Consider the following 12,233-nt stretch of genomic DNA (forward strand, 5'->3'; position numbering starts at 1 on the left):
AAGAAGAAGAAGAAGACCCACAGCCCCGGCGGTTCGTCGAGCCCGCTCGACGCCAGGACGGCCGGAGGCGGATTGGCGACGACGACGACGCTGACGAGGACGGGAGCAAAAAGGAAGCGCTCCGAGAGTGAGCACGACAACAAGGGCAAGGAAAAAGCCGAGTCGGAGACCTCCCAGCCTCCTCCCAAGAAAACGCGGGAGACCGCTTCGGGCGACTCGGCGGAGGAAGCGACGGCGTCGGTTGTCCTGGGGAACCCGGCGCCGGCCGGCGTGACGATCGCGCACCGGGAGGACGCCAGGGGCGCGGGCGCGTTCTGGGATCATTTCACCGTGCGCCGCGCGCTGGATCGAGCGACGACCGCGAGCTACCACGCGCACCAGAACACCGACATCGTCCCGAATCCAGAGGGCAAAGGTGGGCGATATTCCGGACCCATGCCCGGAGGCAATCCCCCGGTGCATACGGACGAGGGCCAGGGGCTCTTGTTCATCCCCGGCGGCAACTACGGTCTGGAGACGGAGAAGCCGACGCGCGATCCGGCGCATCGGCCCAGCGGCGACGCAATGACGCGCCAGGGTCATCGCGCAGAGCACGAGCGCGAGCTCCTCCGCCGTGCGCGCCTGACGGGACGCCCCGTCCTGGCCGTCTGCGGCGGCTCGTGGCGGCTGCTCGAGGCGTTCGGTGGCACCACCCGCCGCGTGCAGACGCACACGCATCAAACGAGGATCATGCCCTACCTGACGACCACGGGGCAGATCGCCCGAGTGGCGAGCGAGCACCCGATCACGATCCTGCCGGATACGATGCTGTCGAAGGTCTTTCGATCGAAGCAAGGCGACGTCCCCGGGATCGTCAATACGGCGCATTGGGCCGTCGCCGAGGAACCAAGAAGGGGCGTCCTCGCGGGCGTGGACACGGAGCCGGTCCCCCCCTTGGCGGTCAGCGCTCGGGCCCCCTCCTCGACTCCGCCGTACATGGGCGACGGTACGGAGGAGCGGAATTGGGGCTCCGTGGAAGGCTTCGAGACGACGCACGGCGCCCCGATGATGGGCATCCAATGGCACCCCGAGGCCTATAACCCCGGTGATCTACACACCGAAGCGAATCGAAGCATCCTGAGCTGGATGGCCAAGGCGGGAGACGCTTACGAGGCGCGCCGACATTTCGCGCAGCTCTTCGAGGAATTGATGCGCGCCGAGGAGCCGCCGGGCGGTGAGAATCCCGCCGTGAGGGAGGCGTGGTTCGTGAGGAACGTGAACCTCGTCTCACTGCCCATCGGAGGCGACGAGGTCCCGCCGACGATCGAGGACGATCTGCCCGCGCCTGGCCAAAAACACCAGGTCTCCGCCGCGGTCAAGGCCTACAGAGGCGAGCTCCTGGAGAGCACCGTCGTCCACTACGAGATCCTGAGCGGCAAGGTCGTCGTCTCGGGAGGTCGTGGAGATTTCGTCGAGGTCTCCCTCGAAAAAGCGCGGGTGCGAGAGATCGCGGCAGGCTCCCCGACCCAGATCTACACGACGTCGAGCCTGAAGGTCTTCATCCACAAAGACATCTTGCGGTGGTTGCCGTTGCAGTAGCCTCCGGCGAGAGCTCCCGCGCCGAGCCGGCCGGCCGCGCTCACGGGATCACGGGATCACGGGATCACGGGATCACGGGAGGATGGCCGGCGACGGCTCCCCCGTGTAGACCTGCGAGCAGCGGGGCTTCGTCGCGTCGGAGGGGCAGCGGAGCCCCTGGTAGAAGCTCAGCGTGTTCGCCGGGGGGGCGTAGCCGCTCGGCACCTGCAGGCTCCCGACCTGGGCGAAGTAGGTGAGGCACGCGTCGCGCCACCAGCGCGCCTCGTGGTGCTGGATCTTCAGGAACTCGCTCACCTCAGCGAAGCGCTTGCCGTCGACGCGGCCCTCGACGGACTCCCATGCTCCTCGCAGGACGCCCACCTCATCGACGCCGCGGCTGTAACGGTGGACGAGCTCCTCCCAGACAGTCCTCCCCGTGCTCAGCTCTTCTTGCCAGCCGACGTGGTGGAAGAAGAGCAGGAAATCCTCGGGCACCGTGTCCAGGCTCCCGAACTGCTGCGCGAGCGGCGCGAAGTACTGGGCGACAGCGTTGCTGCCCGAGGACGTGCGGTTGAAGCCGATGCCGCGCGCGTCCGCCTTGTGGTAGTAGACCGGGTTCCACTCGGCGCGGCTCAGGTTGCTCACCCACGGCGCTGGCCCGTAGTGATGGTCGGTGCCCATGATGTGGACCAGGCCGAGCGGCGTCATGTAATCGACGAGCGCCTGGTGGGAGCTCATCATCATCTGGACCACCGGCGTGACGACGACAGGGTCGTTCGAGAAGGTCTGGCGGACCCACTCCTCGGCGATCGCCTCCGAGGAGAGGTCCGGGTTCCACGCCAGGCGCCCGAACACGTACCAGTTCGCCTGGTTCATGTGGGACCCTGTCCAGTTCGCATCGTCGCCGACGTTGGAGACGCCCGCGATCGCGGTGGTCTCATGGCCATGGAGCGAGCCGTCGATGACCCGCGCCACGGTCGAGCCCTCGCCGTCCGCGTGGGTGTCCGCCTTGAGGACCTCCTCGTAGAGCGGGCCGACGTAGGCGAGGTGCGTGTCCTCGCCGAGGTACTCCTTCGTGATCTGGAGCTCCAGCGCCAGCGGCGTCTCGGGCATGGCGCCGAACAGCGGATGGAACGGCTCCCGGGGCTGGAAATCGAGGGGGCCGTTCTTGGCCTGCACGAGCACGTTGGCCTTGAACTTGCCGTCCAGCGGCTTGAACTGCTCGTAGGCCTGCTTGATGCGGTCCGGGGGGTTGTCGTCCGAGTAGACGAAGGCGCGCCACATCACGATGCCCTTGTGAGGCGCGAGCGCGTCGGCCAGCATGTTGGCGCCGTCGGCGTGGGTCCGGTTGTAGTCGTGCGGACCCGGCTGCCCCTCGGAGTTCGCCTTCACCAGGAAGCCGCCGAAGTCGGGGATCTGCCGGTAGATCTCGTCGACCTTGCTCGTCCACCATTGCTTGACGCTGGCGTTGTTCGGATCCGCCGTGCTGAGGTTGCCGATCTCGATCGGCGCGCTGAAGCGGGCCGTGAGGTAGACCTTGATGCCATAAGGACGGAAGACATCGGCCAGCGCCTTGACCTTCACGAGGTACGACGGCGTCAGGACCTGCGCGTTGGCGTTCACGTTCGTGAGCACGGTCCCGTTGATGCCGATGGAGGCGTTGGCCCGCGCATAGTCCTTGTAGCGAGGCGAGAGGGTGCCCGGCAGCGCGCTCCAGTCCCAGATCGAGCGCCCCGCGTAGCCGCGCTCCACGGTGCGATCGAGGTTGTCCCAGTGGTTCAGGATGCGGTTCTTGATCTTGGGCGAGCCGGAGAGCGACAGCCCCTTGAGGGAGCTGTGGCTCTGGAGGTGCCGTAGGAGCGCGAAGGTGCCATAGAGCACGCCCACTTCCGTGTTGCCCGCCACGGCGATCACCGGTTGGCCGCCCACGTCGGCCGTCTCGACGAGGTAGCCGTCGGGGCCCAGGGCGCCGAGGCGCGCTGCGAGCGGCAGGCCCTTGATGATGTCCGCGGTGGCCGTCCCGATCACCACGGCGCCCTGCCCCTCGACCGCCGCGCCGGTCTCGACAGTTCCACCGGTCAGGCCGCTCAGGCCCTCGACGAGCTCGTCCTCGGCGATGTCGAGGCTCGCGCCGCTCCCCGACTTGATCACGCGCTTGAAGGCAGCCTGGTACTCCGCGAGGCGCCCCGGAATCGGGACTTGCGGGTACCTGAGCCAGAGGTCTGCGCCTGTCTCGTCCGGCAGGGAGTCCGGCAGGGGGTACTCCTCGTCGGAGCCCGACATCCCGCCCGCGCTCCCTGTCGACCCGCCCGTGCCCGCGCCGCCGCCGCTCCCAGGGGTGCCTGCGCCCGAGCCTCCGGCGCCGTCGCCTCCGCCCACCGAGGCGCCGCCGCCGGTGCCGCTCGGGCTGCCCCCGCTGCCGCTCGTCTCGCTCGGCTCACCGGCGCCGCTCGAGGAACAGGCGCTCGCGAGCGCGACGCTCAGGAGCCCGACGAGCAGGAGCGGCCCCCTCAGGAACGTCGTCGAACGGGACCGTCGGATGCGCGGTCGGGCTGACCAACTTGAATTCTCATTGTCCGAAGGAGGCGCCATCAGCATCAGCCTTTCCAGTGGAGGGTACCCAGGAGAGCAAGAGTGAACAGACCAGCTCGAGGACCATGACGGGCGAGCTGCTACCCTTGTATACACGAAGGCCGCGGCTGCGCGGCCCGGTAAATTCCCGGAGCGCGCCGGAGCGATCACGCCCCGCGCGCGGAGCAGCACGAGGCGTGCCGCCGCGCGGGTGCCCGCCCGGTGTCGTCGGCCGTCCGCGGGCGCTGCCGTGGCCTCGGGCCATGACTGCCGCATGGCCGCGTCGGGGGGGTCCACCGGCGCGGCGAGACGGAGGCCGCGAGTCCGTCCATCGGCGCCGCGGATGGATCCATCAGGAACATCGATGGGTGAAGCGGCCGTCTCGTCGTCATAACCCCCCTCATCAAGCGCGGCGCGCAGCGCGCCGCCGAACCCTGGAGACGCTCATGACGCACCCCCATCTTCCTGCTGTGACCCGCTCTCTCCTGGTCCGGATCGAGGCCAAGCCCGGCAAGGCGGCCGAGGTCGAGGCCTTCCTCCGCGGCGCCATCGGCCTCGCCGTCGAGGAGCAGCGGACCCTTCACTGGTTCGCCCTGCGGATCGGCCCGTCGACGTTCGGTGTCTTCGACACCTTCGCCGACGAGGACGGCCGAGAGGCGCACCTCCAGGGCCCGATCGCTGCCGCGCTGATGGCGAAGGCGCCCGAGCTGCTCGCGGCCGCGCCCGTCATCGAGCGCGTCGACGTCATCGCCGCGAAGCCCTGACGCCGCTCCCGAGCGGGCGCCTGGGCTGCTGGGCGCCGCCGCCCTCCCGCGGCTCGACGCGGGCGGCGCGCGCGAGCAGCGTGTCCCAGAAGCGCTGGAGCGCCGACGTCGGCGTGCGATCGCCCGAGCGGACCAGCGCGATCGTGCGCTGGAGCGCCGGGTCGACGAGCGGCCGCCGGCAGGCCTCGGAGAGCAGCACCGAGTGCTCGGGCATGAAGGCGAAGCCGAGGCCCGCGTGGACGAGGCTCTGGACCCAGTCCTCGCGCTCGGTCCGGTACGCCGCATACAGCTCGACGTCGCGGGCCGCGCACGCGGCCGTCACCGACTCGCGCATCTCGCACGCGAGCCGGTCGATGTACGGCTCTCCCCTCAGATCCTCGAGCCGGAGCGCCTCGCTGGCCTCCAGGCGATGTCCGGGCGGCAGGACGACGACATACCGCTCGTCGTAGAGCGGGGCGACGACGCACCACTCCGGGACGGCGTCTCCGAGGTTCGTGACGATGACGTCGACCTCGGCCTCCTCCAGGCGCCTCAGGATCTCCGCCTGCACGGCCACCGAGATCTCCAGCTCCACGCCCGGCGCCTCGCCGCGGAACGCCGCGAGCGCCCGCGCGAGGCGCGCCGGCCCGATGGTGCACAGGACGCCGACGCGGAGCGGGACCTGCTTGAGCCGACGGTGGTTGTCCGCGATCACCTGCACGGCCTGCGTCTCGTCCTGGAGCCGCTGGAACCGAGGCAGCACGTGCTGCCCGAGCGCCGTCAGCTTCGCGCCGCCGCGCTCGCGCAGGAGGAGCGCGCCGCCCAGCTCCTCCTCCAGCTTCTTGATCGCCGCGGTGAGCGCGGGCTGCGAGACCGCGCAGCGCTCAGCCGCGCGGGTGAAGCTGCGCGTCTCGGTGACCGCCAGGAAATAGCGGACCTGGTAGATCTCCATGGACGCGCATCTTCGCCCGGTGCCTGTGCGCGCGCCAGCGGGCGCTCGCCCTGCAACGACGCCCGCGGACGCCGGGGCTCAGCCGCCGAGCGCCCTGTCGATGGCCTGCGTGAGCTGCGGGTCGTCCGGCGCCACGGCCGACTCGAACCGCCCGATCACCGACCCGTCCTTGCCGATCAGGAACTTGGTGAAGTTCCACTTCACCTCTCCGGCGGGCGCGGCCTGCGTGAGGAAGGCATAGAGCGGGTGCTTGCTGCCCCCCTTGACCGGGATCTTCGAGAACATGGGAAAGCTGACGCCGAACTTGGTGGAGCAGAAGGCGGCGATCTCGGCGTCGGTCCCCGGCTCCTGCGCGCCGAAGTCGTTCGAGGGGAAGCCGAGGACGGAGAAGCCACGATCCTTCAGCCGATCGTGGAGCGCCTCGAGCCCCGCGTACTGCGGCGTGTAGCCGCACTCCGATGCTGTGTTCACCACGAGCAGCACCTTGCCCCGGAACTCGCCGAGGGAGCGGTCCTGTCCGTCGATGGTCTTCACGGTGAATTCGTGGAGCGACATGGCCCTTCCTTCCTGAGCAGCGCCGGGCGCGCCCTCCGGCGAGGGCTGCTGGACGTCCTTTCCACAGCCCGACACGCAGGCGAGGGCGAGCGAGGTGGTCAGGGCGAGTCCGCACCGGAGCGCGCGCGGCGAGCTTCTCATGACGGGGTCGATAGACCCGCGTCCGGGCCGCGTCGAGCAGGAACGCGCGCCGCGCGGCCGCGCGGGCCGACGCGGCGGCGCGGCGCGCGCGGCGCGCGCGGCGCGCCAAAGACGCCGAGGGGGCGCGATCGGCTACGGCGACAGGGTGACCGAGCCCGCGTCGAGCGCGACCTCGTAGTAGCCGTGGTCGTCCCACTGCAGCGTGCGGCCGCCCTGCTTGAGCGTCCCGCCGCCCACCTTGACCCGCAGGTACTTGCCCGGCGGGAAGTTGGCCGGCAGCGTCCACCGCCACGTCCTGTCGCTGCCGGACGTCGTCGGCGAGACCGACGAGAGCACCTTCTGGGCGCGCCAGTAGGCGCCGACGTTGACCACGCTGTCGATCCACACGTCGCGGAGATCCTTGGTGTGCTGGACGTGGTCGAGGAAGGCGCGGAGCTGTATGGGCTGATAGGCGCCGTCGCTGCCGCCGGTGAAGCCGTGCACAAGGACGGTGCGCCACTTCCCTGCGGACCGCGCGCTCGTGACCTGCTGGTCCAGCGCCGACGTGGAGGCGCCGGTCGGGGGGATGTAGCAGGGCAGGTTGAACGGATCGGTCGAGTCGTTGGGGCCGATCAGGTTGTTGGCCACGCCGCGATTGATGAGGAAGCGCGTCCGGGCGATGTTCGAGTACACCGACGAGCCGTTCGGGGCCGCCATCGTCCACACGTCGACGCCGAACCTGCTCTCGATGAACTGCGTCGCGGCGTCCGTATCGGCGCCGCTGTCGTTGCTCGAGTGGCTCTTCGTGTGGTTGCCGAGCTCGTGCCCGTCCGCCACCGCCCTCTGCCACACCGCATTGTTCGACTCGCTCTTGCCGGTCTGGAGGTAGAAGGTGAACGGCACGTCGAGCGCGTTCAGCGCGTCGTAGTTGTTGATCTGGCTCGAGTTCGAGTCGTCGAAGGTGTACGAGACGGCGCCCTGGAACCCGGCCCAGTTCAGCACGACAAGGTTCCCTGGCGCGCCCGACGGCCTGGGCACGCCGCCGCCAGGCGGGACCGGGAGCCCCGAGGGCGCGCTCGTACCGCCGCCTGAGCCGCCGCTGCCGCCCGCGCCGCCGGCGCCGCCGCCGCCCCCTGCGCCGCCGGCGCCGGAGCTCGACGAGGAGCTGCTGCTCGATGCGCTGCTGCTGCTGCTCGATGCGCTGCTGCTGCTGCTCGATGCGCTGCTGCTGCTCGATGCGCTGCTGCTGCTGGAGCTCGATGAGGTCGAGCTTCCAGCCCCGTTGCCGCTGACGGACACGACCGATGGCCTGCCGGTGCCGTTCCCGCAGAAGCCCCAGTTCGCCTTCCCCCCCGCGGGCAGCGCGCCGTTGTAGCTCTCGTTGGAGACGGTGAGCTGCCCGCCCGACGCGCTGGCTTTCGCGCTCCACGCGCTTTGCAGCGTGGACCCGTTGAGCGCGACGACCATGTTCCAGCCGGTGACCGGGGTGGCGCCGTTCGTCACGACCACGTTCACGCAGTACCCCGTCGGCCACTGCGACTGGACTTCGATCACCGCCGACATCGCGGCGTCGCCGCTGAGGTCGCCCTCCAGCGATGCGATCTCGTCGCCGTCGTAGTCGCCGCCGCTGCAGGCGAGCAGGCAGCAAGCGATCGAGACCGAGCCGTAGCTCAGCAAGCTGCTAAGACGCATAAAATTCTCCTTGGAGCGGCCAGATGAGCCGCAAGGTAGTCAGCAAGATGTTCAAGTAAGATGCTTACGTCTGCGTACCACGCGCGTAGCTCCGCGCGTAGGCCCATATGCCCGGGAAACGTGCCTTTGATCACGCGCTGCGTTGGCCGGGAATTTTATGTATCCACGATACCCACCACGGCGAGGAGGGTCGTGGGATGTGACGAAGTATCCCAGGCGGCGCGCATCCGAGGCGGTGGAGCCGGCGCGTGGCGCGGGCCGCCTGGCGCGCCGTGAACGGCGTCAGGCTCCGCGCGTACGGCGCGGCGGAGGTGGCGTCGCTCTGCGCCGAGGCGGAGCGCGCGGGCTTCGCCTGCGAGGTGCTCGGCCCCCCTGCTCTTCGGCCGATGGATGCAGGAGGGCCTCCGTGCCTGCTGACCATCGCCAACCGACGGCCCGTTCACCCATCACCGCGAGATGGGCCGATCACCTGTAGAAGCTGATGTCGTCGATGTAGACGTCGAAATCCTCGCCCTGCGCGAACCGGAACTCGATCGTGTAGAGCCCGGCGACGTCGACGGCCTCGGCGGTGGGCTCGGCGCCCGTGCCGAGGCGCGTGAGCTCCTCGAAGGGGATCACGATCTCGGCCCACTCCGTGCCGAGCGGCGCGGTGTAGAACCAGTGATCGAAGCACCGGTTGGGGTCGCCCTCTCCCGCCGATTCATCGCAGATCCCGCCCGCGGGCTCCGAGACCTTGTCCGAGACGTTGACCTTCATGGCCGTCACCGCGCCCGCGTCGCCGAGCCTGGCCCAGAGCTTGATACCGCTGTACGCCGACGCGTCGTAGGGGAACAGCCCCATGTCAGGGCCGTTCAGCGCGAAGCCGACCCCGGCGCCCCACTCCGTGAAGCCGGACCCGAACGTGTGCATTGCCATCGTGCTCTCGCCGCGCGGCGGCGTGAGCGCCTCCGGGATGAACCCGACGGGCATCGCCTCCGAGTAGACCGGGGGAGTCTGCGTGCCCGTCCCATCATTGTAGCTGTACCAGTAGCCGACCCTGCCGCCGACCTCTTCGATGGCGCCGTCGCCGTCTTCCATGTCGTCGATCAGCGCGACGTCCACGGGGCCGGGCCCCTCGCTGCCGCCCGTCCCCGCGCCGGGCGCGCCGCCCGTGGACGAGGCCGACGACGGACCGCTCGTCGCGCTGGACGCGCCGCCTGCGCCTTCCACCAGGTGGTAGCTGTCGTCCAGCCCCGCGAGCGCGGTGCACCCGCCGGCCGTGAGCGTCCACGCCGCCCACATCCATGCGGCTCGCCTCTTCGTCATGCCCTCTCCTACCACCGGCGCGCGGGCGCGGCGACGCCCCCGGCCGCCCTGCGCGGCGGGCGAGGGCGCCGCGACGGCTACCACCGCGGCCGGAAGGCCAGGGCGAGCACCGCCAGGGAGAGCAGGGAGGCCGCGCCGAGGTCGCGCGTCCGCCCCGCCTGGCCAACGCTGCAGCCCCCGGCCGCGCCGGGCTCCGGCGGCACGCACACCGGATCGCGTCCCGGGGTCGCGGTGTCCTCCGCGGGCGGGTCCGTCTCGTCAGGCGGAGCCGGGTCGGCGGGCTGAGCCGGGCTGTCGTCGGCGGAGACACACACGGTCTGCACGGCCCACTCATTGCCGGCGACATCGAGCATCCGGGGCGCGAGGCAGAAGCAATCGCTAGGCACCGTGATCTCGACCTCGGAGCGCCCTCCGGGCACCGGGACCGGCATCCTCTGCGACGACGCGAGGTCAAAGAGCACCGGCTCATCCACCGAGAAGGAGATACGCATCTTCGTCCAGGGGCCACCGGGGCCACAGTCGGAGGCGGCGCTTTCTCCGCGCTCCAGCACGCTGACGGAGAGGTCGACGGCTAGCGGCGTCTGCTCGTCGTGCGCCGTGCCCGTCGTGAACTGGCGCCACACAGGAGCGCCGGGGTTCGGGTCCAGCTCTTCGACCATGACGGCCGTCCACTCGTACGTCGTGTTCTCCGCGAGCGGCCCTGCGTGCGCAGCGCAGAGGTTGCCGTCGTAGAATCCGTTGCACGACACGGAGAGCGGCACGACCTCGCCGCTCTGCGCTTCACGCAGCGTGAAGGCGACCCGACCCAGGTTCGAGCCGGCGAACAGCGCCGCGTTCAGCGGCACGTCGACGGCGCCGTCTCCCGGCGAGAGCGCGGTGATCTCAGGAGACGTCTCGCCGCACGCGGCCGACTCGGTCGTCCATGTCAGGGTGGACAGGGCCGCCGCCCCGGCCACGAGGCAAGGTACACAGTGACGAAGAAGGATGTGGCGCATGGCAGGTGCTCCCAGCAAGCCGAATGCCAGCCTGTGTTGCTCCTGGATCGGCGGGGAACACACCGCTGCGCCGCGCTGTGCCGCGCTGTGCCGCGCTGTGCCGCGCCGGGATGACGTTCGTGCGAGCGGCCTCCGCAGCGCAGCCCGCGCTTCCTGCTCCCTCGATGTCCGCGTCTCAGGGACAGCTCGGTCGCCACGCGTCGTCGGCGAAGTACCTGGCGATGAGATCGTGGAGCGGGCGATCGTACTCGCGCAGCTCCGCGCGGGTGTTGATCTCGTTGTGGATCCCGTTCCCCGGGATCGACTCGATGTTTGTATCGAACCAGTCCTGGACCCCCTCGGCCCAGTACTCGTCCTTGTTCGTCGCGGCGTAGGTGTTCGCCCACTTCCCGGCCTGGATCGCGCGCTCGAACACGTCGGCGAGCTCCCGGTTGAAGGACGGCTCGGCGAAGGCGATGCCCATGATCGCGATCGCGTGCGAGAACTCGTGCACGAGGATGTCCTCGCCCCTGTACGGATCGCTCGGATAGCACAGGACGTTCTCCTCGGCGCAGGAGCTCGCCGGGCGGGCGGGGGTCGCCCCGAGGCCGCGGGCCCGCGTGTCCCAGTCGGTCCCCGGGAACGCTTCATAGAGGTCGCTGTGCTCGGGGATGTCGCTCGTCACCTCCGTCTCTGCCATCACGGCGACGCGCGTGTGGTTCGCGATCATCGCCAGACGCACGTCGTCGCGCGGGCCGAGCATGCGGACGACGACCGAGCACGCGCGCAGCAGCGCCGCGTCCGGCGGCCCCTCGGAGCTGACGATGGGGATCCCCGAGGCGTCGACGTACTTCTTGTAGAAAGGGTCGAGTCCCAGCTCCGTCGGGACCTCCGAGACGCTGGCGCACTCGCCGTCGGGTGGCGCCCCTCCGCCTCCACCTGTCCCGGCGCCCGTCGCGGCGCTGGAGGCCGTGCCCTCCGCCGCGCTCGAGCTTGTCTCCGCGGTGCTCCCGGCGCCGCCGCTGCCGACTGGACCCGTGCCACTGCCGCCCGCGCCGTCGTCGGGCGGCGACTCCGAACAGGCAGCCAGGGCCCACGCGAGAACCGCGACCGACACGCACCTTCCACGCATGCGCGCGATCGTACATGAGCTCATGCCAGCGTCCAAGCTGCTCGCTCGCTGGCCGGGCGGACGACTGTGCTCAGGGGAAAGTTGTAGAAAAATCCAACAACATGGCACAACGTCGCTCGATCTCGCTCCGCCAGGCGCTCAGCGTGCGTTGCAGGCGAAGACGTGCTCGATGGCGTCCACGCACATTTGCTCCGCCACCTCCTGGGTGATCCGGGACAGCGCCCGGAATCGCGTGAGCTCGGTCAAGGTCTGGCCCACGTTGACCTCGGCGATCACCTCTCCATCGCCCTCGGCGTCCGCCCTGGAGAAGAGGCGGATCAGGTTGTTGGCGTCGCCCGGCACGCCCTGGAGCAGGATGTGAAACTCGAGGCTGGGGGTCTGTTCGCCCACGTCCTGCTCGACCCGGTACGAATGGCCCGACGCGGCGAGCTCGTTGCCGATGGCCTCGCACGTCGGCGCGATGATGTCGGCCAGGATCCGCCGGAAATCCGCGTTGAAGCGCGCGCGCCGGTCGGGCAGGTCAGCGCCGCTCGCGCCATGGGCCAGGCGCTTGCCGTATTTCTTCTGGATGATCGCCAGCCGGATGCGGGCGTGCTCGTTGATGGCCATGCTCGTGTCCTCACCGGGCAGAA

The 12,233-nt window shown here is 69.9% G+C and carries 10 protein-coding genes; 2 read left to right on the forward strand and 8 right to left on the reverse strand.

Features of this window, described 5'->3' with window-relative positions; all coding sequences use genetic code 11:
- The first annotated feature begins 72 nt into the window (after positions 1–72).
- On the forward strand, positions 73–1,578 hold the full coding sequence (locus tag WMF42_RS27145; protein WP_437685689.1) for a gamma-glutamyl-gamma-aminobutyrate hydrolase family protein: 1,506 nt from the start codon (positions 73–75) through the stop codon (positions 1,576–1,578).
- A gap of 72 nt (positions 1,579–1,650) precedes the next feature.
- On the opposite strand, the gene WMF42_RS27150 is transcribed toward WMF42_RS27145, so the two are convergent.
- Positions 1,651–3,840 (reverse strand): alpha-glucuronidase family glycosyl hydrolase, encoded by a 2,190-nt coding sequence (locus tag WMF42_RS27150; protein ID WP_437685691.1) that lies wholly within the window; start codon positions 3,838–3,840, stop codon positions 1,651–1,653.
- A gap of 734 nt (positions 3,841–4,574) precedes the next feature.
- Here WMF42_RS27150 and WMF42_RS27155 point away from each other — a divergent pair.
- A complete protein-coding gene (locus WMF42_RS27155; RefSeq protein WP_061611972.1) occupies positions 4,575–4,892 on the forward strand; it encodes a putative quinol monooxygenase in 318 nt (105 codons plus the stop codon).
- On the opposite strand, the gene WMF42_RS27160 is transcribed toward WMF42_RS27155, so the two are convergent.
- The 7 genes from WMF42_RS27160 to WMF42_RS27190 all read right to left on the reverse strand — a co-directional run bounded on the left by WMF42_RS27160 (position 4,873) and on the right by WMF42_RS27190 (position 12,210).
- The gene (locus tag WMF42_RS27160; RefSeq protein WP_081426955.1) at positions 4,873–5,823 is read right to left on the reverse strand and encodes a LysR family transcriptional regulator; all 951 of its coding nucleotides are present in this window, start codon (positions 5,821–5,823) and stop codon (positions 4,873–4,875) included. The genes WMF42_RS27155 and WMF42_RS27160 overlap by 20 nt on opposite strands.
- Positions 5,824–5,901: 78 nt before the next feature.
- The gene (locus tag WMF42_RS27165; RefSeq protein WP_061611973.1) at positions 5,902–6,378 is read right to left on the reverse strand and encodes a glutathione peroxidase; all 477 of its coding nucleotides are present in this window, start codon (positions 6,376–6,378) and stop codon (positions 5,902–5,904) included.
- 273 nt (positions 6,379–6,651) lie between these two features.
- Positions 6,652–8,190, reverse strand: a complete 1,539-nt coding sequence (locus WMF42_RS27170) for a cellulose binding domain-containing protein (protein ID WP_437685694.1) — start codon at positions 8,188–8,190, stop codon at positions 6,652–6,654.
- 465 nt (positions 8,191–8,655) lie between these two features.
- Complete coding sequence (locus tag WMF42_RS27175) at positions 8,656–9,495, reverse strand: hypothetical protein (protein ID WP_437685696.1); 840 nt, start codon at positions 9,493–9,495, stop codon at positions 8,656–8,658.
- Between the two features lie 77 nt (positions 9,496–9,572).
- A complete protein-coding gene (locus WMF42_RS27180; RefSeq protein ID WP_437685698.1) occupies positions 9,573–10,490 on the reverse strand; it encodes an Ig-like domain-containing protein in 918 nt (305 codons plus the stop codon).
- Between the two features lie 175 nt (positions 10,491–10,665).
- Positions 10,666–11,586 carry a hypothetical protein gene (locus WMF42_RS27185; protein ID WP_437685700.1) on the reverse strand — a complete coding sequence of 307 codons (921 nt, stop codon included), beginning with the start codon at positions 11,584–11,586 and terminating at the stop codon, positions 10,666–10,668.
- 153 nt (positions 11,587–11,739) lie between these two features.
- Positions 11,740–12,210 (reverse strand): hypothetical protein, encoded by a 471-nt coding sequence (locus WMF42_RS27190; RefSeq protein ID WP_061613237.1) that lies wholly within the window; start codon positions 12,208–12,210, stop codon positions 11,740–11,742.
- Between the last annotated feature and the right edge of the window lie 23 nt (positions 12,211–12,233).

The organism is Sorangium sp. So ce176, assembly GCF_051519835.1.
Classification (GTDB): Bacteria; Myxococcota_A; Polyangia; order Polyangiales; family Polyangiaceae; genus Sorangium; species Sorangium cellulosum_G.